Raw genomic sequence first — 22,621 nt, forward strand, 5'->3', positions numbered from 1 at the left:
GCGGCTACCTGCTGTTCGCCGCCGAGACCGGAACCTGGCGGGGCCCCTTCCCCACGTCCATCCACACACTGGACGGGCGAAGGCCGTCACCGCCGGGGGTCGGCGCTTTTCCGGCCGCTATTTGTATCAGTAACTTAATTAAGTTACTGATACAGTTCGGCGCGTGCCCGAATCCGCCGAGCTGAGCATCGCCGACCTGACCCATGTGCTCGAGGACTTCACCCGGATGCACATCCGGCTGCCGTCGGAGCGCCGACTGAGCTTCACGACGCTGTCCGTGCTCCACACGCTGGCGGGCAGCGGCCCGAAGCGGCTCACCGAGCTGGCCGGCAACGAACAGGTCACGCAGTCGGCGATCACGCAGATCGTCACCAAGCTGGAGCGCGAGGGCCTGGTGGAGCGCCACCCGGACCCGTCGGACGGCCGGGCGGTCCTCGTCCACGTCACCGGGGCGGGCGCCGCGATCGTGGACGGGCGCCGTGCCGAACGCATGGCCCGGCTCTCAGAGCTGGCCGACCGGTTGACGCCGGCGGAGCGGGCGTCCATCGCGGACGCCCTCCCGGCTTTGGCCCGGATGGTCGAACTGCACGGGCGGCCGGCCGGTGAGCGCGACGCCGCTGTGCCGGAGGCCGCGGGGTCCGGCACGGACAGGCCGCGCGAGAGTACGAGGAGACGACGATGAGCCATGCGACAAGCCGTGCGAGCACCCCGTCCGCCGGGGCCCGGCCGTTCCCCCTGGAACCCGCGCCGATCCATGTGTCCGACGAGGTGCTCGCCGACCTGCGGCGGCGCCTGGAGCTGACCCGCCTGCCCGACGACGTGGGCAACGACGACGGGCACTACGGCGTGAACGCCGCCTACCTGCGCGAACTCGTCGACTACTGGTGCGACGGGTACGACTGGCGCGCGGCCGAGGCCGAGATCAACGCCTACGAGCACTACCACGTCGAGGTCGACGGCGTGCCGGTGCACTTCATGCGCAAGCCCGGGGTCGGCCCCGCCCCCACTCCCCTGATCCTCACGCACGGCTGGCCGTGGACGTTCTGGCACTGGTCCAAGGTCGTCGGCCCGCTGGCCGACCCCGGCGCGTACGGCGGCGACCCCACCGAGGCGTTCGACGTGATCGTGCCCTCGTTCCCGGGATTCGGGTTCTCCACCCCGCTGCCGAACAACCCGGACATGAACTTCTGGAAGGTCGCCGACCTCTGGCACACGCTCATGACGGAGGTCCTCGGCCACGACACGTACGGCGCGGCCGGCTGCGACGTCGGCGCCCTGGTCACCGGGCAACTCGGGCACAAGTACGCCCACGCGCTGCACGCCGTCCACATCGGCTCCGGCCAGAAGCTCACCCTGTTCAATGGCGACCGGGCCTGGGACCTCAGCGGCGGCCGCCCCATCCCAGACGGGCTGCCCGCCGACGTCCACGCCCGGGTCGTCGCCCTGGACAGGCGCTTCGCCGTCCACCTCGCCGCGCACGTGCTCGCCCCGAGCACGCTCGCGCACGGGCTGTCGAACTCACCCGCCGGGATGCTCGCCTGGATCCTCGAACGCTGGGTGAAGTGGAGCGACAACGGCGGCGACATCGAGACCGTCTTCACCAAGGACGACCTGCTCACCCACGCCATGATCTTCTGGGTGACCAACTCGATCGGCACCTCGATCCGCACCTACGCGAACAACAACCGCTACCCGTGGACGCCGTCCCACGACCGGTGGCCGGTCGTCGAGGCGCCCACGGGCATCACCTTCGTCGGCTATGAGAACCCGCCCGGCGTGCGCACCGACCAGCGGGTGCGGCACTTCCTCGACAGCGACCGGGGCGCCTGGTACAACCTCGTCAACCCCACCGCCCACGACCACGGCGGCCACTTCATCCCCTGGGAGATCCCCGGAGAATGGGTCGACGACCTGCGGCGCACCTTCCGCAGTCGGCGATAGCGCGCGGGGTCGGATCGGCGCCGAACCGGCCGGCCTGGGCCTGGACCAGCGGGAGGCCGGACTCGCGCGTCACCCTCTGAGCCGCTCCTTGAGGAAGGCGATGATCTCATCACGGGCGCGCACCGTCGGGTGACCCTGCTCGTCCACGAGATGTGCCGTAGTGACGCTGTGCGCGCACCCGACGACGTCGCGGAAGAAAGGTGGAGGGTTCGTGTTCGCCACGTCGGCGGGGAGCACGCGGCCGTCGAACGCTTCTCCGAGCAGCTTTCGGTAGGCCGCGAACCGCCGGCCCGTGCACCACCTGTCGTTGTCGAAGCGGTAGGCGAGCACCTTCAACCCGTCTCGTTCGACACGTTCGGCCAGGGCGACCGCGTCGTCGTCTCCGATCTCCAGCCCCCCGGGGTCGTCGAGCGGCAGCGAGGGATGGTTGACGACCGGGGCGATGACGGCCGGTTCGAGTGCCATGGTCAGCGCGAAGTTGCCGGTGAAACACAGTCCGACCGCGCCGACGCCCGGCCCACCGCACTCCGCGTGCGCGATGCGCGCGAGGCCGCGCAGCCACGCCGCGACAGGGCTGGTGCCGCCCCCGGCGAACGCGCGGAACTCGGCGCTGACGCATGCGCGCCGGATGATGTCCTCGCCTGCCTCGGTGGTCGGGTAGGCGCCGTCGACGCCGAAGAGAGAGGGCAGATACACGGAGAAGCCGGCATCGCGTACCCAGCGTGCCAACCGTGCGACGTCGGGGCTGATGCCCGGCATCTCGGGCATCAGGATGACGCCGGGTCCTGTCCCGGCGACGTACACGGTCTTGCTGACGTCGTCGACGCTGACGATCCTCCGGGAGAAGTCATCCAAGGGGTCGTCACGCCGCGTTCGCATCGTTGTCATGGCCGAGAGTGTGCTGGGACACTGCCCCCACGAGAAGTGGCGATATCGCCATATGGAGCGGCAATATCGCCACCCCCGCAGGGAGCCGGAGGAACCATGAAACCGCTGCGCCTGGGCGTGCTGGCGTATCCCGGCTGCTTCGCCTCGGAGGTGTTCGGGATCCCCGACCTGCTGACCATGGCCGATCACATCGCGGCGGCGCACGGGTCGGATCGCCCGCCGCACGAGGTGTCCGTCGTCTCGCCCCGGCGGCGGGTGGTCGCGTCCGGCGGCCGGGCCATCGAGGCCACGGCCGTGCGCCCCGTCGACGTCCTGATCGTGCCGGGTTTCGAGCTTTCGCCCAGGCTCGATCTCGACGCGACGCTCGCGAATCTGAGGCCCGAAGCGGCGTCGATCCGGTCGCAGGCCGCCTCCGGCATCGCCGTCGTGTCGATCTGTGTCGGCGCCTTCCTCGTCGCCGAGGCCGGCCTGCTCGACGGGCGCGAGGCGACCACGTCCTGGCTGTTCGCGGACCAGCTCGCTCGTCGATACGCCGATGTGAAGGTGCGCCCCGAGCGCCTCGTGGTCACCGATCGCGGTGTGACGACGACCGCCGCTTTCAGTGCCATGTACGACTTCGCGCTCCAGTTGATCCGTGAGCACGACGGCCCCCGCGTCGCCCGCAGCACCGCACGCATCGCGCTCGTCGACGACGCACGCTCCACCCAGGCTCCCTACGTCGACCTGGCGCTGATGCCCGCCGTCGGCCGTGAGTTCTCACTCGCGGTGAAGCGGTGGCTCGATCAGAATCTCGGGGCTCGCTACGACCTGTCCGTCCTCGCCGAAGCATTTCACGTGAGTACGCGAACCATGCTCCGCCGCTTCGGTGAGGAGGCCGGGCAGACGCCGCTGGCGTACCTGCAATCCGCTCGGGTCCGCCGGGCGCGTCATCTGCTGGAGACGACCGACCGGACCGTCGCGCGCATCGCCGCCGACCTCGGATACGCGGACACGAGCACCTTCAGTGCCATCTTCGCCCGGCGCACGGGCCAGCGGCCGCGGGACTACCGCGCCACGTTCCACCGGCCCGCTCATGTTCGCGAAGCGGGCCACGCTGAGGGATAAGAACGATCTTTCCCGTCGTGCGGCGGTTCTCCAGGTCGGCGTGTGCATCACCGGCGCGGCTGAGGGGATAGCGGGTGATCAGCGGTTGGAGCACACCGTCGGCGGCTGCTCGGATCGCGCGGTCCTGCAGTGCGTAGATGGTGCCGGCGCGCTCCAGCATCTGCGGGCCGATCGCCCATATGACGGTGCCGGCGTGCTCGATGATGTCGTCGGTGGTGATCTGGGTGGCGGTTCCCGAGGACCAGCCGTGCAGCAGGAACCTCCCGCCAGGGGCGAGCAGGTCGAATGCTTGGCGGCCCACGGTTCCTCCGACGCCGTCGAACACGATGCTGAACCCGCTGCCCCCGAGGGCGTCGCGCACCGCGTCCAGCCAGTGCGGGTCGCGGTAGTCAACGGCGATATCGGCGCCGAGGGACATGGCTCGCCGAACCTTCTCCGGCCCGCCGGCCACGCCGACGACGGTGACGCCCCGGTGGTGGAGAGCCTGCACGAGCAGGGCGCCGATGCCACCGGCCGCCGAGGTGACCAGCGCGACGTCTCCGGGCTTGGCGTCCGCGCAGTCGAGAATCCCGAGCGCGGTCGAGCCCGTGGTGATCATCGCCACTGCGGCTTCCGCGGTCAGATGGTCGGGGATGTGGTGAAGGGCGTCGACCCTGGCCACCGCCTGTTCGGAGTAGCCGCCGTACGTTTCGAGCCCGACGACTACCCGGCGGCCCAGCCAGCTCTTGTCGGTGTCCGGGCCCAGCGCGCTCACGACACCCGCCACCTCACCCCCCAGAACGACCGGCAGTTCGGGAGCGGCATGAGGTCCCACCCCCGATTCGGACCTGCCCCTCGCCAAGAACCGGTGGAGCGATCTGCTCATAGTCAGCTTCTCGGCCGTAACCGACCGAGCTTGCAGCTCCTCGCCATCGATGGATTCGACGGTTCAGGCCGCGTACGGCAGCGTGACTCACTGCCCAGCGTGGCGAACCACACCGCGTTGCGATGTCGATAACAGACCAGAGAGCCGTTCCCCGGCATACCGGGTGCGTTCAGTCCCGCCACCGCAACACGAACCGTAACAACAAAACCACGAAAAGAGAAGCCATTCCTCTCGGGCGTGATACGCCCGAGGTTCCTGGCTAGTGCAGCGCCGCAAAGATCCTTAAGCTTGCGATTTAAGCAGGTCCGGGTGTTGGTGCGGTCTGGGGTGGATAGCGCCCGATAGCAGGACTATCGCGACATAGCGGGATGCACCGGAATGTGACCGTTGTGGTACGGCGTGTCGCACCCAGGAGAGCGGCCACCATCTCCATCTTCGGTGTTGTCGAGACGCCGGAGACCCGAGAGGTGGCCGCAGATGCTCACTATCGCATCGGTGCGCGAGGTGACGGAGCACATCGGCGCATCCAGTCGGTCACATCTTCGTTCCCTGATCGATTTCCGGGCCGGCCTCCACCGGCTCTTATGGCGCCGGGCGGACGCGTTGTTCGAGCTCACCGACGCGATGCTGTGCGCTCAGGGGCCGGTGCGCTCGCCGGTGGAGTTGTCGATGGAGCCGGAGTTCCGCCGCGGGCACGGCTCGGTCTATGCCGCTTTGGATCAGGGCCGGATCGACACGGGCGGGCTGCGGCGCCTGCTGCTCGGGGTGTCTGCCGCGGCCCGGCCGGGCGAGCCGTTGATGTTCGCGCTGGACGTCACGCCGGACGCGCGACCCGACGCCGAATACGCCGATGAGCGGGTGATGGTGCAGGTTCGCGGCAAGGGCGGGGACAAGTTCCTGCCCGGCTGGCCCTACAGCCTGCTGGTGGGCGTGCAGTGGGGAGACTCCTCCTGGGTGGACCCGATCGAGGCGCGCCGGCTGCGGCCGGGCGAAGAACACACCGATGTCACCATCGAGCAGATCACCGGCCTGCTGGCCGACCTGGAGGCGACCGGCCGGCTCACCGCAGGCGATCCGCCACCGCTGATCATGCTGGACGCCGGGAACTACGCCACCGACATCACCCACGCCCTGGCCGGCCGGCACGTTCAGATCCTGGTCCGGCTGCGCGCCACCCGCGTCTTCTACGCCGACCCCGAACCCCGCCGACCCGGCGAAATGGGCGCGGGTAAGCGTCACGGCCGGGAGTTCTCCTGCTCGGATGCGGCCAAGCGGCACGCCCCGGACATCGACTTGACCGCAGGCTCGGTCCGGTACGGCACCGTGACGGTGCGCGCCTGGAAGGGCCTACATCAAAAGCTCACCCGCACCGGCCGCTGGGCCGGCCACTCCGCCGATGAGCGGCTGCCCATCGTGCGCGGCACCGTCCTGCAGATAGTCGTGGACCGGCTGCCCGACGGCCGCAGACCCACCAAAGATCTCTGGCTGTGGCACGCCGGGCCCGTCGAGGTCGACCCGGATCTGGTGGATCTGTTGTGGAAGGCCTACCTGCGTCGCTTCGACCAAGAGCATTTTCACCGGTTCGCCAAGGTCTACCTGGGCATGGCCCGCGCCCATCTGGCCTCGGCGCAGGCCACCGATCGCTGGATGCATCTGATCATGGCCGCCTACGCCCAACTTCGGCTGGCCAGTCCGCACGTCGATGATCTGCGCCGTCCCTGGCATCCACGCCCCGAACGGGGAAAGCCGCTCAGCCCGTACCGGGTCCGCCTCGGGTTTCGCCGTCTCCGCGCAAAACTCGGGACACCCACCGACTCACCGAAACTCACCCGACCCGGCCCCGGACGTCCCAAAGGATCAAGGAACCGGCCGAAGGACAAGCGTCCGCCTTACCGAAAGACCGTAACGACCGACAACGAACACCGAGAGTGACGTTAAATCGCAAGTTAAGGGGTCCGAGTCGTAACGGTACGTGCTCAACTTGCTGTCTTCTTCAAGAGTGCGGCACGTGTCCGTTCCTGATCGCGCCGGGTGAGGTAGCGGATGTGGTCGGCGCGTGCGTCGTAGCGCCACCGGTACGGCTGCGCGGTGGCGTTATGGCGGATCGTGAACGTGTCGATCTGCTGCATCAGGTTCTCGCGGGAGGTGAAATCACCGCGGCGGAGAAGGCGGCGGGTCAGCACGGAGAACCACATCTCGATCATGTTGAGCCAGCTGGCGTGCTTGGGCGTGTAGGTGACCGTGAACCGGGGGTGGGCGGCCAGCCAGGCGCGGGTGGCCTTGGAGGTGTGGCTGGCGCCGTTGTCCAGGATCAGGTGGATGTCCAGGGCCGGGTCGATCATCTGATCGAGCAGGATGAGGAAGGCGATGAAGGTCGCAGATGTGTTGCGGTCGATTCGTTCGGCCAGGATCTGGCCGGTCAGGACGTCCATCGCGGCGAGGATGGAGACGGTGCCGTGGCGGATGTATTCGAACTCCCGCCGGGCGGCATGGCCGGGCCGGCCGGGCCGAGCGCAGATCTCGGGGTGTTTACGGGATTTGGCTTGGATTCCGGTCTTTTCGTCCACGCTGAGCAGGACCGCACCTTCGGGCGGGTTGAGGTACAGGTCGCAGACGGCGCCGGCCAGGTGCCAGAACTGCTCATCGTCGAGCCGGTTGAGCCAGCCCCGGACGCGGTGCGGCCGCAGGTCGGCCTCGGCCAGGATCCGCCCGATCTGGGAGGCGGAGATTCCGGTATCGGCCAGGTGGGCGGCGATCGTCGTGTGCGTCCAGGCCGCCTGTCCCTCGGGCGGGGTGCTGGTTGCGCAGGCGATCACCCGTAACCGCACCTGGGGGCCGTAGAGTTCGGGGCGGCCCGGCCGGGGCAGGTCGACCAGCCCCTTGATGCCGCCCGCGGCGAACCGGTCGCGCCATTTACGGACGGTCGTCTCTGTCGTGGACAAGCGTTCGGCGACCGCGGCCACCGGCAGGCGCTCGTCGGCGATCAGCACGATGATCCGGGCGCGCAGCACCAACGACTGCGGGCTGGAGTGCCTGCTGATGATTTTGTTGAGGCGCCTCCTGCGGCGATGACCGATGGTGATGACGACCTCGCTGACCGGTCCAGCCATGAACTCCCATCCTTCGGTGGTCACGAGTGATCGCCCGAGGATGCAGTGCTGACGGTGTCGAAGCGGGACCAACACACCGCTATCGGCCACAATCGTCACCATGCCGGTACCGCCCAAGCAGGTCAAAGTCCTCGTCGAAGAGGACGCCGATTCCTATGCCTTCACGCACTGGCCTCAGCTGGGAGAGGTGACCGTCCGCTGGAAGGGCTCTTTCGGCTATCTGACCGGGCATTTCGATGACGACGAAAGCGATGAGGGTTTCCCGCTGGCCCGGATCGAGTACCTCGGCGATCCCGACGCCTGGGGGTTCGCGATCTACCGGGCCAGTAGCGAGGATTACGAGCCCTCGATCCTGCCGAGCGGCAGCCGCGTCGGCACGCCCAGCGAGGCACTGGAGTGTGCCTGCCGTGTCCACCTTGCAGAATCAGAGGGTTGACTCCGAGTGATCACCTGAACCCCTCAGGGATCTTTGCGGCACTGCACTAGATGGCGCTGAAGGTTGTCGGCGAATCCGCATTCGCCAGTGCGCCGTTCGGTCACCGGCCCTCAGCCGGAGCTGTGTTCGCAAGGGATCGACGGGTGCGGATCTGGGCCGGGGTCTCCGACGCCGAGGTCGATCCGCCGGCGGAACGCCGCCGGCGCGGCAGCAGCAGCGCGGGTACGCCCGCCAGGGCCAGCAGCATCACCGCCCACCAGTAGGTGTGCTGGAAGGCGGCGGCCCGCTGACTCGGGTCCGTAGTACCGGCCACGTTCGACGCCAGGACCACCGACATCAGCGCCACCCCTGTCGATATGCCGATCTGGGAGGCGATGTTGAGGGTGGTGCTGCCGGAGGGAACGTCGTCGGGGGCCAGCGTGCGGGTCGCTGTCGCGTTGGCCGGCATCATCACCATGCCGACGCCGGCGCCCATCACCAGCATCGCCGCGCACAACCGCCAGTAGGGCGTGTCCGGTCCGAGCTGAGCGCCGAACAGGGACAGCCCGAGCACGCTGACCACGATGCCGGAGACGATGGTCACCCTGGGAGACGCCTTGTCGATCCGCCGCGTGGCGATCTGCATCGAGGCTCCCACGGCGAGGGCCAGCGGAATGCCCAGCAGTCCCGACTCGGTCGCGGTGAGTGCCCGTGCCGTCTGGTAGTACATGGGCGTCAGCAGCATGGAGCCGAAGTAGCCGGCCGGGAACAGTGTCAGCGTGGCAAAGCCGGCGGCGAAGGTACGGTCGCGGAACAGACGCAGGTGCAGAAGCGGATGACGGGCGGTCAGGCCGCGCGCGACGAATCCGGCGATCAACAGCACGCCCGCGAGGGCGGGCAGCAGCGCTCCCGGGGTCATGACGTCGCCACGCTCGCCGCCGGTGGACAGGCCGTAGATCAGCAGCGCCAGCCCCGGTGACAGCATCAGCAGACCCGGCACGTCCAATCGGCGCGTCTGCCGCGTCACGTCGCCCGGCAGCAGTCGTGCCGCGAGTACCAGCGCGACCACGCCGACCGGCAGGTTGATCAGGAAGATCCAGCGCCAGGACACGGCGTCGATCAGCCAGCCGCCCAGGACGGGTCCGCTCACCGGCCCGATCAGGACCGGGACGCCGAGCACGGCCATCGCCCGGCCCATGCGCTCCCGGTCGGCGGCACGGATGACCATCGCCATGCCGACCGGCATCAGCAGGCCGCCGCCGAGCCCCTGCACCACTCGGAACAGCACCAGAGTCTCGACATTCCATGACAGCGCCGCCGCCGCGGAGCCGCCGGCGAAAAGGGCCAAGGCGGTGAGGTAGGTGCGCTTGGCGCCGAAGCGACCCATGGCCCACGCTGCCACGGGGATCACGGCGCCGAGGGCGAGCGTATAGCCGGTCGCCACCCACTGGATGGTCGCGAGGGGCGCGCCGAACGCCGTCGCCAGCGGATGAATGGCGACGTTGACGATGGTTACGTCGAGCACGGCCATGATCGAGCCGATGACCACGACCGTGAGGGTGCGGGCGAGAACCGGGGAAGATCCAGCGGTCCGTACGGATCCGGTGACGGTGTCCATCACCGGTCACCCGCCGTACGGGTGGGCGGCGCGGGCGGTGCGCAGCGCGCGTCCCCACCACAACAACTGGTCGACCATGTTCTTGGCGGCGCTCTCGCATACCGCCGTGTCGCGTGGCCTGCCGTCCTCTCCCAGACCCGACCAGGGGCCGTGCAGGCTGACGGCGTCGCGTACGGTCATCGCGTGCAGCTCGGCGAAGACCTGCCGGAGTTGCTCGACGGCGCGAAGCCCGCCGCCAAGCCCGCCGTAGGACACGAAGCCGATCGGCTTCGCCTGCCACTGCGTGTAGTGCCAGTCGATGAGGTTCTTCAACGAGGCCGGGAAGCTGTGGTTGTACTCAGGCGTGATGACGACGAACGCCTCGCCGGCGGCCAGCCGTGGGCTGACGTCGGCGAGCACCGCCTGGGTTTCCGGGGCGGGGGCGGGAAGGCCGTCCCATCCGGGCATGGCCACGGGAAGGTCCAGGTCGGCGACGTCGATGACGTCCAGTTCGACATCGGTGCGGTGGCTCACGTGTCGGATGAACCATTCGGCGACCGACGGGCCGGCGCGGCCGCCGCGGGCGCTTCCGATGATGGCGGCGACCCGGAGTGCGGGGTCGTTCGAAGGCGCGGAGTCAGGCATCGGGGTCTCCCTGGTTCTCTCGTTCATTGCCACGTTGCGGGGCACGCCGGGTAACATACAACGAGCGTTGCAAAAATTAAAACGATGGTTGTAATTACTGACGTGTGGGAGATGAAGCGATGACCGACGCGGGCTCGGGCTCCAGCGACAGGACAAGGACGGCCCAGCCGCGGCGCGGCCGGGCCGACAAGGCGACGGCGATCGTGCAGGCCGCGTGCCAGGTCTTCGGACGGGACGGCTACTCCCGAGCCGGCATCGACGCGATCGCCGCCCAGGCCGGCGTCTCGACGCGCACCATCTACAACCACTTCCCGGGCGGGAAGGCGGAGTTGTTCCGCTCCGTCATGCGGTGGAGCTCGGAGCGCGTCCGAGATGAGCAGCTCGCGCAACTGCGCAGGTATCTGGATCTGGAGCGCCCGCCGCATCCCGCCGACCTCGAACGTGACCTGCTCGCCTTGGCCCGCGCCTGGGTCGGCCTGATGACGGACTTCCGCGACCACTTCGCCCTGGTGCGGCACATCTACGCGGAAGCCGGGCACATCCCGGCCGATGTTCTGGACGCCTGGCAGGAGACCGGGCCGCGCGCGGTGGGCGGCGAGGTGACCTCAACCATGGCCGCGTTGGACGAACTCGGCCTGATCGACGTCCACGGCGACCCGGCCCAGGCCACCGTTCATTTCATGGCGTTGATCTCCACCGAGATCACGCAACGGTCCTACTGGGGGGTCAGCCCGCTCCCGCAGGAGGAGGCCGACCGGCTGACCGCCGCCGGAGTACGGACGTTCCTGCGGGCGTACGGCTCCGCAGGCTGACGCTCGCTGCCGCCCTGTGCGGATGCTTTGGCGTGCCGGCGCATTCGGCACATGGGCTGCGGTCAGGGTAGCCGTGTGGGCGACAGCGTTCGCCAGGACATCAGGGCGGCGATGGCCGAAGCCGCGCCGGCCAGTGTGACGACCAGCCCCGGGGCCGCGACTTCGCCCAGCGCGCCTCCGGCCGCGGCGGCTAGGCCCTGCAGCGTCATCGTTCCGGTCAGCAGCAGGCCGAACGCCTGACCGCGCTGCGTCTCGGGCACCGCGTCGAGAAACCTGCGGGCCAGTGCGAGCTGGTAGGCGACGCCGAAACCGGACACTGTCATCAGGATGGCGGCGTATCCCGGTGCGGGGCGCAGCGCGAACGCCAGCAGCGGCAATCCGAGCGCAAGCGCGAGGGGGCCGGCCAGCCGCTCCCGGACCGCAGGGCGCACCAGGCGGCCGACGATCAGGTTGCCGGCGAACATCCCGGCGGCGACCGCTGCGAACAGCAGACCGGCCGCGTCAGGCGCGCCGACCTGCGCGGCGTACGGGACCAGCACGCCCTCGGCGCCGACCATCAGCGCCGGTGCCAGCCATTGCGCCAGCAGCAGCGCCCGGACCGCAGGCCGGCGCAGCAGCGCCCGGTTCACCTGCCAGGTCTCGCTGATGCCGGCCGAACCGCCGGTGCGGCGGCGTGGGTGGTCGGCCAAGCGCAGTCGTAGCAGGCCTGCCGAGGCCAGGCAGGTCGCGGCGGTGATCCAGAGCGCGCCCGGTGCGCCGACAGCGGCGATCAGCATGCCGCCGGCGGCGAAGCCGAGTACCTGCGTGCCGCCGGCCGCCATGGAGAACACGGCACGGCCGAGCACGTAGCGGTCGCCGTCCAGCAGGTCGGGCAGAAGGGCGGTGCGCGAAGCGGAGGCGACGGCGCTGGGCAAACCCGTGACGAACACGAGCGCCAGCATGGCCGGTACCGGCAGTAGACCGGCGGCGAGCACGGCGCTGACCGCGGCGCGCAGCACCTCATAGCAGATCATGACGGTGCGCGGGGGCAAGCGGTCGGCGAAAGCCAGCAGCAGCGTGCCGCCCAGGGCATAGGGCAGGAAGCCTGCCGCATACGCCAGCGCCGACATCAGCGGCGACCCGGTTGCCGCGTAGACGGTCACGGACAGTGCGAGCATCCGCACCGTCTCGCCGATCAGGAAGAGCGTGTAGCTGCCGAACAGCACGCGGAACTGGCCGACAGCGAACACCTCGCGGTAGGTGGCCGGGCGTGGCGCGACGGACGTGGTGGTCATGGCCGACAGCATCACGGCAGCCCGGCTACGGTGACTATGCTTTCGTGTGGAGGCGAAACGTGCTGACCATCGAGGTGGGGCCCGTCGACGTGGCGCGTACCCGCTACGCGATCTCGCCGCTGGGCGAGGCGATGCAGGCGCTGCGCGTCGCAGCCGGCCTGCAGGCCGCCGGCCCGCTCAGGCCGTGGGCCGAGCGCATTGCGCCCCGGTACGAGCAGCTACGCCGGCAGGTGCCCGCAGTCGGGGCGCTGACGGCGCTGTTCCGCCGCGGCGGCTACAACGCCGACTTCATCCATCCGCCGCCGTCGGGCTCCGGTGGCGACTTCGCCGCTGAGCTGACCGCCGTGCGCGCCACGCCACTGCACCGTGCACGCCTGGAACTGGCCCGCAACCTGGCGGGACTGCGGACGCCGCCACGCTACGTGCAGCGCATCCTCGACGCGCCGGACGTGGTCACCCGGCTCGCCGATGCGCTCGAGGCGAGCTGGCAGGCGCTGGTCGAGCCGGACTGGCCGCGGCTTCGGGCGGTGCTGGAGCGTGACCTGGTCCGCCGCGCCGGGTACCTGGCGATGTACGGCTGGGCGGCAGCGCTGTCCGATCTCGACCCGCGGGTGAGCTGGCGCTCCGAGGGGCAGGCCGGGACCATCGAGGTCCGCACGGGCTCGCGTACCGAGTGGGACCGGCACCGGCTGGCCGGCAAGGGCCTGCTGCTGATGCCGACGGTGTTCGGCAATCTGATCAGCTACGTCGAGCCGCCATGGCCCTACGCCCTGGTCTATCCCGCCCGGGGCATCGCGGACCTGCTCGGCCCTGTGGCGCGTGCACCGGGCGGTGAGGCCCTGAGCCGGTTGGTCGGCCCGCGCCGCGCGGACGTGCTGCGCGCGCTGGACGTGCCTGCGACGACGACGCAGCTGGTCGCCCAGCTCGGCCTAAGCCTAGGCACCGTCGGCAGCCACCTGGCGGTGCTGCGCGACGCCGGCCTGGTCACCCGCACCCGCACCGGCCGGGCCGTCCGCTACGAGCACACCCCGCTGGGCGCGGCCCTGGCGGACAGCTGAACGCCACCGGGCGGTCCACCTGGCCGCCCACCTGGCCGCCCGAGGCTGACACCTCGGCGGCGGCGCGTTCAGCGCAGGGTGAGCGAGATCTCGGACTCAACGCGGGTCAGCTTCTCCGGGTTGCGGACGTAATAGAGGCCGGTGATGCGGGCGTCCTCGACGCGGAGCGCGAGGACGCCGTCGATCTCGCCGTCCACGCGCAGGACGAGCGCCGGGCTGCCGTTGACCACGATGCGGTCACCGGTGAGCGCGACATCGGCCTTGCCGATGCCGCCGACGATGAAGCGGGCCACCTTGTCGGCGCCGCTGATCGGCCGCAGTGCGGCCTGCTTGACGCCGCCGCCGTCGCTCACCAGGACGACCTCAGGGGCGAGCACGTCAAGGAGTCCCTGCAGGTCCATGGTTTCGACCGCGTGCCGGAACGACTCCAGAGCCGCCCGGGCCTCGCCGGGGGTGACCACCTCGCGAGGACGGCGGGCATCGACGTGCCGGCGGGCGCGGTGCGCGATCTGGCGGACGGCCGGGGGGCTCTTGCCGACCGCGGCCGCGATCTCGTCGTAACCGACATCGAAGACCTCGCGCAGCACGAAGACAGCGCGCTCGGTCGGCGACAGCGTCTCGAGGACGAGCATCAGCGCCATCGACACACTCTCGGCGAGCTCGACGTCCTCGGCCACGTCCGGCGCGGTGAGCAGCGGCTCGGGCAGCCAGGGGCCGACATACGCCTCCTTGCGGCGCGTCAAGGTGCGCAGCCGGTCGATCGAGCGCCGGGTCGTGATCCGGACCAGGTAGGCGCGCTGGTCGTGCACCTGTCCCAGATCGACCTTGATCCACCGCAGCCAGGTTTCCTGGAGGACGTCTTCGGCGTCGGCCGCCGATCCGAGCATCTCGTACGCGACGGTGAACAGCAGGTTGCGGTGGGCGACGAACGCCTCGGTGGCGGAATCCATCCGGCCGCCACCGGCGAGCGGCTCGGCTGTGCCCGTCGTCGGCTCGCGGCGCGCGTTCATGGGCGGCTCCTGTCTGTTCGCTCTCAACTGTGCTCCACGCACGAGACGCCGGCCCTCACCGCTGTGTGACACCCCTGACCAGTGGCGTACATCACATGACCGAACTGTCACAGGGATCGGGTCGCCGACGCCTCATGCTCGTCAGGACGCCGCGCGAACGATCCGCGCGGCGCACAACTCCACGAGTGATCGCCGTGGCCCGGTTGCGTGGTGACCGCCGCTCGATCGCCACCGCGGAAAGAACGGAACATCATGAGCAAGGTCTGGTTCGTCACCGGTTCGTCCCGCGGCCTCGGCCGCAACTTCGTCGAGGCCGCCCTGTCCCGCGGTGACAAGGTAGCCGCGACCGCCCGGACCACCGCAAGCCTTGACGAGCTGGTCGCCGTCTACGGCGACGCGGTGCTTCCGCTTGCGCTGGACGTGACCGACAAGGACGCCGCCTTCGAGGGCGTGAAGCGAGCGAAGGAGCACTTCGGCCGGCTCGACGTCATCGTGAACAACGCCGGCTACGCCCAGATCGGCGCGATCGAGGAGCTGACCGAGCGGCAGCTGCGCGACCAACTGGAGACCAACCTGTTCGGTGCGGTGTGGGTCGTTCAGGCCGCACTCCCCTACCTGCGCGAGCAGGGCACGGGGCACATCATCCAGTTGTCCTCGGCGGCCGGGCTCATCGCGATGCCGCTCGGCGGCGCGTACCACGCCTCCAAGTGGGCGCTGGAGGGCCTGAACGAAGCCCTCGCCCACGAGGTCGCCGACTTCGGCATCAGGGTGACCGTGATCGAGCCCGGCGGGTTCGCCACCAGGTCCGGCAAGAACCCCGATCCCCTCGCCAACGGTCACATGGCCGAGCTCAACCCGGCCTACGACGGTCTCCGCCGGCGCCTCGCCGAGGTCGCGGGCAAGCAGCCGGCGGGCGACCCTGCCGCCGCGGCGCAGGCCCTCCTCAAGATCATCGACTCCGACAACCCGCCCCTGCGGGTGCTGTTCGGCCAGGGCTTCTACCCGATGATCCAGCAGGCCTACGCCGACCGGCTCAAGACCTGGGCCGACTGGCAGGACCTTTCGGCGGAGGCTCACGGCGACCTCGATCAAGAAGATCGGTGACCCCCGGGCGGGCGGGCAGGACCGCTCCCGGTCAGGTGGATCGGGGAAGCTGCCCGCGCACCCATGCAGGGTCGGGGTTGACGTACGGCCGGCCCGCCAGCACCACGGTCGGAACCGTCTCATCGCCACCGGTGGCGGCCCGCACCGCCGCCACACCCGCCGGGTCACGCCAGATGTTGACCCAATGCAGTCGGCGGGCGTCGCGGCCCAACCGCATCCGCAGCCGCAGGCAGTACTTGCAGCCCGGCCGCCAGTAGACGATCGGCCGGCCGTCGACCGCGCTGCGGCGTTGCGCCTCAACCGCGCCGATCGACCTCGGGAACACCAGCGGCGAGTACAGTCCGGCGAGCAGCACGAACAGCAGCAGCGATACCGCGGCGGCGACCGGGGACCCCGCGGCGATTCGCGCGGCCGCAACGAGTACGCCGACGACCACGAACAACATCGGCAAGATCCATGCGCGCGCCACGATGCCACAGGCTATCGGAGGCGCCGCGAGGCTTCTCGGCCGAACTCCGACGATCGACGGTGGCGGGCGAGCGCCGGGAACCGTCCGCGGTTCGGCGGCGACGGTTCACGGTCGCCGCCCGCGGGCATCGGCTACCCCCACACGGCCTTGGCGAGGATGGCGCCCAATCCCGGCGTCTTCCAGTGGTCGACGACGAGCACCTTCTTGGCCTTCACGTACCAGAGGTGCTGGGTGTAGGAGGCGACGTTCAGCGTGCGGCCGTCGCAGGACACCTTCCACTCGGTGAACAGCGCCTGCTGCCCGGTCCCGAACGCCGCCTTCGAGGTCTTGACCCGGGTGGCCTGCCCGCTGGAGTACTTCTTCATCGGCACGCACTGGGTCACGCCGCTGCTGGGGTGGTAGGGCTGGTCAGGCCGGTACGGGTTGGCCTCGTAGGCGTACTTGATCGCCTGGGCGCCGCCCAGCAGGAAGCTCTGGCACTCGGCGGCCTGAGGAGAGCAGGCGCCGGTGATGACGCGCAGGTTGGACCCCTCCTTCTTGACATGCCACTGGAGGGGGACCTGGATCGTGAACCCCTGGAACGTCACCGGCTTGGTGGTGGCCTGAGCGGTCGAACCGGTCAGGGCGAGGGAAGCGCTGAGCGCGAGAGTGAGGATCATGGGCGGTGATCCTAGGGTGATCACGCTCAGCATCGTCAAGGGTGTTGGAATGTGCGAAAAAGCACCCCTGTTTCGCAAAACTCTCTGAGCGATCATGGCATCCAATGTCCCGTGGAAATTCTCGTTTCGGGCGATCCCCAGCGGTTGGGCGGATATTGGCTTGCAGGCCGGCTGGGCGCCGGCGGCCAGGGGGTGGTCTACGAGGGCTACGCCGAGGACGGCACCCGTGTGGCCATCAAGGTGCTGCACGGTGATCAGGCGGCGCAGCTGGCCAAGGAGGCCGCGGCCGCGCAGCGGGTCTCCTCGTTCTGCACGGCGCAGGTGATCGAGGCGAACCTGGAGGGGCCCAGGCCCTACCTGGTCAGCGAGTACGTTGCCGGGCCCAGCCTGCGCAGGGCGGTCGCGGACGGGCGCAGGTTCCACGGCGGTGACCTGCACCGGTTGGCGACGGCCGTGGCCACCGCGCTGACCGCGATCCACGACGCGGGCGTGGTGCACCGCGACCTCAAACCGGACAACGTGCTGCTCGGCCCCGACGGGCCGCGCGTCATCGACTTCGGCATCGCCAGGACCGCCGAGATGTCGTTGACCGCGACAGGAATGGTGACCGGTACTCCCACGTACATGGCGCCCGAGGTGTTCAGCGGGCAGCGGGCGGGCGCGCCCGCCGACGTGTTCGCCTGGGGCGGCATCGTGCTGTTCGCGGCGACCGGGAACGACCCGTTCCAGGCGGAGAGCCTGGGCGGGGTGATGCACCAGGTCCTGTCGTCCAGCCCCGACCTGAGCGTGCTGCCCGAGTCCCTGCGGTCGCTGGCCGCCGCCGCGTTCGTGAAGGACCCGCGGGAACGCCCGTCCGCGCGGCAGCTCCTGCTCGCGCTGGTCAGCGGCGACGGCAGGATCGACACCGGGCGGCTGCTCGCCCGGGGCAACCTGGCCGCCGCCCAGATGACCGGGGCCGACGACGACCCGGCGCTTGGCACGCTGGCGGAGCAGTCGTACGAGCTGCTCGGCCCGGCCGAGCGCGAGCTGGCGCCGGAGGTGTTCCTGCGGCTGGTCACGGTGGGCGAGCGCGACGAACTGTCGGTACGGCACGCCGGCCTGTCCGAGCTGATGGAGGACCGGCCGCTGCCGGAGGTGTCGGCGATCACCAGGATCCTGGAGGTGTTCGCGTACCTGCTGGTCAGGGACGGCGAGGAGATCTGGCTGGCCCACCCCGCGCTGCCGCTGGCCTGGCCCCGCCTGCGCCGCTGGGTCGACGCCAACCGTGACGGGCTGAGCGTGCACGGGCAGATCCTGACCGCCGCCAAGCGGTGGGCGGTCGGCGGGAACAGAGACGGCGACCTGTTCCAGGGCACCTCCCTGGAGAACGCGCTGCAGTGGGCGGCCACCTCGCGAAAGAACATCACGCTCTCCCCGGCCGAGCGCGACTTCCTGGAGTCGTCGGCGCGACTGACCAGACGCCGGGCCAGGCGGACCAGGCTGGTGTCGCTGAGCCTGGCCGGCCTCCTGGTCATCGCGGTGGCGGCGGGCGGGCTGGCCGTATGGCAGGGCGCGGTCGCCGACTCCCGGGCCGAGCTGCTGGCGGCGCAGCTGAACACGTCGGAGTCGATCCGCCTGGCCGCGCTCGCCGACACGACCAGGCGTACGGACCCGCGCCTGGGCATGCTGCTGAGTGTGGCGGCCTGGCGGCTGCAGGCCACGCCGCAGGCCAGGGCGGCGCTGAACGCCTCGCTGGCCCAGCGCGAGCGGGACATGTTCCGCGACCCGTACGGATCGAGCCTGGCGGAGCTGAGTGCCGACGGGCACACACTGGTGAGCGTCGGCAACGGCCAGGCACGGCTGTGGGACGTACGCAGCGGCAGGCAGATCGCGTCGATCCCCGATCTCCGGCTCGACGGCGGCAAACTGACGGCGATTCAGCTGTCGTCCTCCGGTCGCACGCTCATGGGTGCGAACAACACGCACGCCAAGGCATGGGACACCCGTTCCGGGAAACTCGTCAGCTCGTGGGCGTACCGCCGGCTGGCCTTTCTGACCCCCGGTTGGATCGCGGCCATCAGGAAGAACGAGGGCGCCGAGGCGCTCACCCACTCCTCGCGGCGGGTGAAGGGCAAGAACGGCATCGTGAGCCCCGACGGCACCTGGCACGTCGCGTACGACCTGTTCCTGACGATGACCAACCTCAAAGAGGGCTGGTCCGAGGACGTCGGCAAGGGCACTTACAACAGAGGTGAGCCGAGTTTCAGCGGAAACGGCCGGTTGCTGGCCACGCTGTCGCGGAATGACGTCCAGTTCTGGCGGCTGCCCGACTTCCACTTGCTCTCCAAGGCCGCGGTCCTGGGCGACGGCGACACGGGGATGATGCCGACCGGCGGCGCCTTCGACGGCTCGACCTTCCGGTATCTCATGGGTGATCAGGTCTTCTCCGTGGACGTCTCCGACCTGATGGAGTCGCGTGAGGGGCCGCCGGAGGAGGAGCCCGTGGACCGGGCGACGTTCAGCAAAGACGGCCGGTACCTGATGGTCACCGACGACGAGGGCTCTGCCACGATCCGCGCGGTCGCAACGGGGAAGACGACGGCCACCATCCCTACCCCGGACGCCTTCGACTTCAGCGGTGACGGCCGGCTGGCGGCCATAGCCGGCGGCCAGGTCAAGGTGACGGATCTGGCCACAGGCAAGGCGCTGGCCGCCTTCGCGGCAGGGAAAGGGAGCCCTCTTCCGTCCTTCAGCCCTGACGGGACCAGGCTCGCGATCGTGCGGAGGTCCGCCGTCGAGCTCTGGGACTGGCGCTCGGGCCGCAGGCTGTGGCAGGCGGCGGTCCCGGCGCCTGCGGCGGCGGCGTTCTCACCCGACGGGCGGCGTATTGCCGTCACCGGACGAGACCAACGGCTCCTGGACGTGGCCACCGGCAAGCAGATCGGCCGGCCCTTCGGCGACAAGGGTGGCCTCGAGGTGTGGTTCACTCGCTCGGGCAAAGTGCTGGCCGTGTTCGACGACAGGGGACGTTTCACCCGCTGGGACACCGACAGCCGCGCAGTCGTCGGGGTCCCGACGCGCGTCTTCGGGCGCGACGCCGCGTACTCGCCCGTCGAAGACCTCATGGCGCTCCCGGAGGACAAGGGCAGGGCGCTGCTGCTGGACCCGGTGTCCGGCACCCTGCTGGGCCACTCCGCCGACACGGGCGGCGGGCTCGACCCTGAGATCGACATGCTCTGGTCCGTGGCCTTCACTCCCGACGGGACCGAACTGCTCACCGCGGACAGCTCCGCCAGGATCAGACGGTTCCCCGTGGCCGCGCCGGCCATGGCCGCGGCGGTCTGCACCAAAGCCGGACGGTCGCTGACGACCCAGGAGTGGGCCCGCTTCGTTTCCGCGCTCCCGTACCGGGAGATCTGCCCGTCCACGATCGCGCGCGTGCCGTGACGCCGTTCGTCCTGATGAATCAGGACGTGGCGGCGGCGTAGCGGGCGGCGAGGGTGCGCAGGTGGGCGACCAGCTCGGGCGGCTCGGTGACGACGAAGTCGACGTTCAGCAGTCCCAGGTGGACGGCCAGGGTCTCGACGGTGTCGGCTCCGGTGTGCAGGACACAGGTGCCGGCGTCGACGGCTTCGACGGTGCCGACCGCCGCGCTGATCCGGTCCGCCACGACCTCGGCGGGCGCGTGAACCGTGACCCGCGCCCGGTAGCGCCAGGCGGCGGCGGAGACCCGGCCCGAGACATAGTCCGCCACGTCGCCGTCGGGGAGGTCGCGGGGCGTGAAGCGGGGCCCGGTCGGCACGCGCGGTGTGAGGCGGTCCACCCGGAAGGTGCGCCAGTCGGCGCGGTCCAGGTCGAAGGCCAGCAGGTACCAGCGGCGTCCCCAGGTGACCAGCCGGTACGGTTCGACCTCGCGACGGACGGCGTCGCCCGCGTGGGTGGTGTAGTCGAAACGGAGCCGCTCGTGCGCGCGGCACGCGGCGGTGAGGGCGGTGAGGACGTCCGGGGCCACCGCCGGTCCCGGCCGGTCGCTCGGCACCGGCACGGTGTAGGTCTGCAGCGTGTCCACCCGGTGCCGCAGCCGGGACGGCATTACCTGCTGCAGCTTCGTCAGCGCGCGCAGCGAGGCCTCGGCATTCCCCGCGACGCCGCCGGCGGCGGTGCGCAGCCCGACCGCGACCGCGACGGCCTCCTCGTCGTCCAGCAGCAGCGGCGGCATCGACGCGCCCGCGCCGAGCCGATAGCCGCCCGCCGAGCCGCGCGTGGCCAGAACCGGGTAGCCCAGCGACCGCAGCCGCTCGACATCGGTGCGGACCGTGCGGCCGCTCACGCCGAGCCGTTCGGCCAGTTCACCGCCCATCCAGTCGCGGGGAGTCTGCAGGAGGGCGAGCAGGCGCAGCAGACGCGCCGAGGTTTCCAACATGAATCCCAGCATGCCGCACCATTAGGAACGAACCTCTCCTAAAGGGCCGACATAGTTGCCGTCATGAGCGAAATCCGCGAGTTCCGCATCGACGTCCCGCAGGCCGACCTTGACGACCTGGCCGGCCGCCTGGCCCACACCCGCTTCGCCGAGGAGCTGCCGTACGAGGAAGTGACCGACGGCGTGCAGCGCGGCCCGATCCAGCCCGGCTGGGAGTACGGCGTGCCGGGCTCTTTCGCCCGCGACCTGGTGGCGCGCTGGCGCGACGACTTCGACTGGCGGGCCCAGGAGGCCAGGCTCAACTCCTTCCCCCAGTTCACGACGGAGATCGACGGGCAGACCGTCCACTTCGTGCACGTCCGCTCCCCCCATCCCGACGCGGTCCCGCTCGTGCTCACCCACGGCTGGCCCAACACCTTCATGGAGTACCTGGACCTGGTCGGCCCGCTCACCGATCCCGCCGCGCACGGCGGGGACCCGGCCGACGCCTTCCACGTGGTGATCCCGTCGCTGCCCGGATTCGGCTTCTCGGGCCACACCCGTACGAAGGGCTGGGACGCGGCCCGTGTCGCGGACGCGTGGGCCGAGCTGATGCGGCGGCTCGGTTACGAGCGGTTCGCCGCCCACGGCAACGACGCGGGCGCGATCGTCAGCCCCGAGATCGGCCGCCGCCACGCCGACCGCGTGCTGGGCGTGCACGTCAACCAGATCTTCTCGTTCCCCTCCGGCGACCCCGCCGAGCTGTCCGGCCTCACCCCCGAGGAGCAGGGGTATCTGCAGTTCCTCGGCGGCTTCGTCGAGCACGCGATCCACGACCGCGCCCAGCAGGCGCAGCCGCAGACCCTCGCGCACGCCCTGGCCGACTCCCCCGCCGGTCAGCTCGCCTGGATCGGCCAGCTCCTGGCCGGGGTGCCCGACCCCGACGTCATCCTGACCAACGCCACCATCTACTGGCTCACCAACACCGCGGCGTCCTCGGCGCGCTTCTACTACGAGAACCACCACGCCGAGCGCGTGGCCGAGCCGACGACCTTCCCCATTGGTCTGGCCTCGTTCGCGTACGACTTCCGGCCGCTGCGGCGCTTCGCCGAACGCGACCACAAGAACATCGTGTCCTGGAACGAGTACGACCGCGGCAGCCACTGGGCCGCCCACGACGCCGCCGACCTGCTGGTCGACGACCTGCGCGGCTTCTTCCGCCGGTTCCGCTGACGTCCCCCGGGGCGGCGGCTCGCCCGCCGCCCCCCGGGACGTCCGCGTCACAGTGG

Annotated in this window: 20 protein-coding genes; 10 read left to right on the top strand and 10 right to left on the bottom strand. The window is 70.2% G+C overall.

What is annotated here, in order from left to right; translation table 11 throughout:
- The first annotated feature begins 163 nt into the window (after positions 1-163).
- Positions 164-682 (top strand): MarR family winged helix-turn-helix transcriptional regulator, encoded by a 519-nt coding sequence (locus tag ACQP1V_RS22380; protein WP_433411358.1) that lies wholly within the window; start codon positions 164-166, stop codon positions 680-682.
- Complete coding sequence (locus ACQP1V_RS22385; protein WP_433411360.1) at positions 679-1,941, top strand: epoxide hydrolase family protein; 1,263 nt, start codon at positions 679-681, stop codon at positions 1,939-1,941. The genes ACQP1V_RS22380 and ACQP1V_RS22385 overlap by 4 nt, the downstream gene beginning before the upstream one ends.
- A 69-nt stretch (positions 1,942-2,010) precedes the next feature.
- Here ACQP1V_RS22385 and ACQP1V_RS22390 read toward each other — a convergent pair whose 3' ends face one another.
- Positions 2,011-2,829, bottom strand: coding sequence for a dienelactone hydrolase family protein (locus tag ACQP1V_RS22390; RefSeq protein ID WP_387417155.1), 819 nt, complete (start codon positions 2,827-2,829; stop codon positions 2,011-2,013).
- 96 nt (positions 2,830-2,925) lie between these two features.
- Between ACQP1V_RS22390 and ACQP1V_RS22395 the strand changes: the two genes are divergently transcribed.
- The gene (locus ACQP1V_RS22395; RefSeq protein ID WP_433411363.1) at positions 2,926-3,933 is read left to right on the top strand and encodes a GlxA family transcriptional regulator; all 1,008 of its coding nucleotides are present in this window, start codon (positions 2,926-2,928) and stop codon (positions 3,931-3,933) included.
- On the opposite strand, the gene ACQP1V_RS22400 is transcribed toward ACQP1V_RS22395, so the two are convergent.
- Complete coding sequence (locus tag ACQP1V_RS22400; protein ID WP_433411365.1) at positions 3,830-4,798, bottom strand: zinc-binding dehydrogenase; 969 nt, start codon at positions 4,796-4,798, stop codon at positions 3,830-3,832. The genes ACQP1V_RS22395 and ACQP1V_RS22400 overlap by 104 nt on opposite strands.
- A 477-nt stretch (positions 4,799-5,275) precedes the next feature.
- Between ACQP1V_RS22400 and ACQP1V_RS22405 the strand changes: the two genes are divergently transcribed.
- On the top strand, positions 5,276-6,730 hold the full coding sequence (locus ACQP1V_RS22405; protein ID WP_433411367.1) for a transposase: 1,455 nt from the start codon (positions 5,276-5,278) through the stop codon (positions 6,728-6,730).
- Between the two features lie 44 nt (positions 6,731-6,774).
- On the opposite strand, the gene ACQP1V_RS22410 is transcribed toward ACQP1V_RS22405, so the two are convergent.
- Complete coding sequence (locus ACQP1V_RS22410) at positions 6,775-7,908, bottom strand: IS630 family transposase (protein ID WP_433411369.1); 1,134 nt, start codon at positions 7,906-7,908, stop codon at positions 6,775-6,777.
- A 100-nt stretch (positions 7,909-8,008) separates the two neighbouring features.
- On the opposite strand from ACQP1V_RS22410, the gene ACQP1V_RS22415 reads away from it, so the two are divergent.
- Entirely contained in the window at positions 8,009-8,344 is a 336-nt protein-coding gene (locus ACQP1V_RS22415) for a hypothetical protein (protein ID WP_433411371.1), read from the top strand.
- Between the two features lie 100 nt (positions 8,345-8,444).
- Here the strand turns inward: ACQP1V_RS22415 and ACQP1V_RS22420 are convergent, their stop codons facing one another.
- A complete protein-coding gene (locus tag ACQP1V_RS22420; RefSeq protein WP_433411373.1) occupies positions 8,445-9,941 on the bottom strand; it encodes a DHA2 family efflux MFS transporter permease subunit in 1,497 nt (498 codons plus the stop codon).
- Between the two features lie 6 nt (positions 9,942-9,947).
- Complete coding sequence (locus ACQP1V_RS22425) at positions 9,948-10,565, bottom strand: NADPH-dependent FMN reductase (protein WP_433411375.1); 618 nt, start codon at positions 10,563-10,565, stop codon at positions 9,948-9,950.
- A gap of 119 nt (positions 10,566-10,684) precedes the next feature.
- On the opposite strand from ACQP1V_RS22425, the gene ACQP1V_RS22430 reads away from it, so the two are divergent.
- The gene (locus ACQP1V_RS22430; RefSeq protein ID WP_433411377.1) at positions 10,685-11,377 is read left to right on the top strand and encodes a TetR/AcrR family transcriptional regulator; all 693 of its coding nucleotides are present in this window, start codon (positions 10,685-10,687) and stop codon (positions 11,375-11,377) included.
- A gap of 62 nt (positions 11,378-11,439) precedes the next feature.
- On the opposite strand, the gene ACQP1V_RS22435 is transcribed toward ACQP1V_RS22430, so the two are convergent.
- Positions 11,440-12,651 (bottom strand): MFS transporter, encoded by a 1,212-nt coding sequence (locus ACQP1V_RS22435; RefSeq protein WP_433411379.1) that lies wholly within the window; start codon positions 12,649-12,651, stop codon positions 11,440-11,442.
- Between the two features lie 59 nt (positions 12,652-12,710).
- On the opposite strand from ACQP1V_RS22435, the gene ACQP1V_RS22440 reads away from it, so the two are divergent.
- Positions 12,711-13,709 (top strand): DUF5937 family protein, encoded by a 999-nt coding sequence (locus tag ACQP1V_RS22440; protein ID WP_433411381.1) that lies wholly within the window; start codon positions 12,711-12,713, stop codon positions 13,707-13,709.
- 68 nt (positions 13,710-13,777) lie between these two features.
- Here ACQP1V_RS22440 and ACQP1V_RS22445 read toward each other — a convergent pair whose 3' ends face one another.
- On the bottom strand, positions 13,778-14,719 hold the full coding sequence (locus ACQP1V_RS22445) for an RNA polymerase sigma-70 factor (RefSeq protein WP_433411383.1): 942 nt from the start codon (positions 14,717-14,719) through the stop codon (positions 13,778-13,780).
- Positions 14,720-14,971: 252 nt separating this feature from the next.
- Here ACQP1V_RS22445 and ACQP1V_RS22450 point away from each other — a divergent pair, with 252 nt between their 5' ends.
- A complete protein-coding gene (locus ACQP1V_RS22450) occupies positions 14,972-15,823 on the top strand; it encodes an SDR family NAD(P)-dependent oxidoreductase (protein WP_433411385.1) in 852 nt (283 codons plus the stop codon).
- 31 nt (positions 15,824-15,854) lie between these two features.
- Here ACQP1V_RS22450 and ACQP1V_RS22455 read toward each other — a convergent pair whose 3' ends face one another.
- Together ACQP1V_RS22455 and ACQP1V_RS22460 are read right to left on the bottom strand one after the other, a co-directional pair.
- On the bottom strand, positions 15,855-16,268 hold the full coding sequence (locus ACQP1V_RS22455; protein WP_433411387.1) for a glutaredoxin domain-containing protein: 414 nt from the start codon (positions 16,266-16,268) through the stop codon (positions 15,855-15,857).
- Between the two features lie 155 nt (positions 16,269-16,423).
- Positions 16,424-16,951 carry a hypothetical protein gene (locus tag ACQP1V_RS22460; protein WP_433411389.1) on the bottom strand — a complete coding sequence of 176 codons (528 nt, stop codon included), beginning with the start codon at positions 16,949-16,951 and terminating at the stop codon, positions 16,424-16,426.
- Between the two features lie 111 nt (positions 16,952-17,062).
- On the opposite strand from ACQP1V_RS22460, the gene ACQP1V_RS22465 reads away from it, so the two are divergent.
- Positions 17,063-20,377, top strand: a complete 3,315-nt coding sequence (locus tag ACQP1V_RS22465; RefSeq protein WP_433411391.1) for a serine/threonine-protein kinase — start codon at positions 17,063-17,065, stop codon at positions 20,375-20,377.
- A 19-nt stretch (positions 20,378-20,396) separates the two neighbouring features.
- Here the strand turns inward: ACQP1V_RS22465 and ACQP1V_RS22470 are convergent, their stop codons facing one another.
- Complete coding sequence (locus ACQP1V_RS22470; RefSeq protein ID WP_433411393.1) at positions 20,397-21,353, bottom strand: helix-turn-helix transcriptional regulator; 957 nt, start codon at positions 21,351-21,353, stop codon at positions 20,397-20,399.
- Positions 21,354-21,416: 63 nt separating this feature from the next.
- Between ACQP1V_RS22470 and ACQP1V_RS22475 the strand changes: the two genes are divergently transcribed.
- On the top strand, positions 21,417-22,565 hold the full coding sequence (locus tag ACQP1V_RS22475) for an epoxide hydrolase family protein (protein ID WP_433411395.1): 1,149 nt from the start codon (positions 21,417-21,419) through the stop codon (positions 22,563-22,565).
- Positions 22,566-22,621: the final 56 nt, after the last annotated feature.

It is taken from the genome of Microtetraspora malaysiensis (assembly GCF_050947145.1).
Classification (GTDB): domain Bacteria; phylum Actinomycetota; class Actinomycetes; order Streptosporangiales; family Streptosporangiaceae; genus Microtetraspora_A; species Microtetraspora_A malaysiensis.

What these genes read in the sequence shown, in the direction of transcription:
- ACQP1V_RS22445 (WP_433411383.1), bottom strand. Translation starts at nt 14,719, where the DNA reads ATGAACGCGCGCCGCGAGCCGACGACGGGCACAGCCGAGCCGCTCGCC.
- ACQP1V_RS22425 (WP_433411375.1), bottom strand. Translation starts at nt 10,565, where the DNA reads ATGCCTGACTCCGCGCCTTCGAACGACCCCGCACTCCGGGTCGCCGCC.
- ACQP1V_RS22450 (WP_433411385.1), top strand. Translation starts at nt 14,972, where the DNA reads ATGAGCAAGGTCTGGTTCGTCACCGGTTCGTCCCGCGGCCTCGGCCGC.
- ACQP1V_RS22475 (WP_433411395.1), top strand. Translation starts at nt 21,417, where the DNA reads ATGAGCGAAATCCGCGAGTTCCGCATCGACGTCCCGCAGGCCGACCTT.
- ACQP1V_RS22400 (WP_433411365.1), bottom strand. Translation starts at nt 4,798, where the DNA reads ATGAGCAGATCGCTCCACCGGTTCTTGGCGAGGGGCAGGTCCGAATCG.
- ACQP1V_RS22435 (WP_433411379.1), bottom strand. Translation starts at nt 12,651, where the DNA reads ATGACCACCACGTCCGTCGCGCCACGCCCGGCCACCTACCGCGAGGTG.
- ACQP1V_RS22390 (WP_387417155.1), bottom strand. Translation starts at nt 2,829, where the DNA reads ATGACAACGATGCGAACGCGGCGTGACGACCCCTTGGATGACTTCTCC.
- ACQP1V_RS22420 (WP_433411373.1), bottom strand. Translation starts at nt 9,941, where the DNA reads ATGGACACCGTCACCGGATCCGTACGGACCGCTGGATCTTCCCCGGTT.
- ACQP1V_RS22395 (WP_433411363.1), top strand. Translation starts at nt 2,926, where the DNA reads ATGAAACCGCTGCGCCTGGGCGTGCTGGCGTATCCCGGCTGCTTCGCC.
- ACQP1V_RS22470 (WP_433411393.1), bottom strand. Translation starts at nt 21,353, where the DNA reads ATGTTGGAAACCTCGGCGCGTCTGCTGCGCCTGCTCGCCCTCCTGCAG.
- ACQP1V_RS22430 (WP_433411377.1), top strand. Translation starts at nt 10,685, where the DNA reads ATGACCGACGCGGGCTCGGGCTCCAGCGACAGGACAAGGACGGCCCAG.
- ACQP1V_RS22410 (WP_433411369.1), bottom strand. Translation starts at nt 7,908, where the DNA reads ATGGCTGGACCGGTCAGCGAGGTCGTCATCACCATCGGTCATCGCCGC.
- ACQP1V_RS22415 (WP_433411371.1), top strand. Translation starts at nt 8,009, where the DNA reads ATGCCGGTACCGCCCAAGCAGGTCAAAGTCCTCGTCGAAGAGGACGCC.
- ACQP1V_RS22455 (WP_433411387.1), bottom strand. Translation starts at nt 16,268, where the DNA reads ATGTTGTTCGTGGTCGTCGGCGTACTCGTTGCGGCCGCGCGAATCGCC.
- ACQP1V_RS22385 (WP_433411360.1), top strand. Translation starts at nt 679, where the DNA reads ATGAGCCATGCGACAAGCCGTGCGAGCACCCCGTCCGCCGGGGCCCGG.
- ACQP1V_RS22405 (WP_433411367.1), top strand. Translation starts at nt 5,276, where the DNA reads ATGCTCACTATCGCATCGGTGCGCGAGGTGACGGAGCACATCGGCGCA.
- ACQP1V_RS22460 (WP_433411389.1), bottom strand. Translation starts at nt 16,951, where the DNA reads ATGATCCTCACTCTCGCGCTCAGCGCTTCCCTCGCCCTGACCGGTTCG.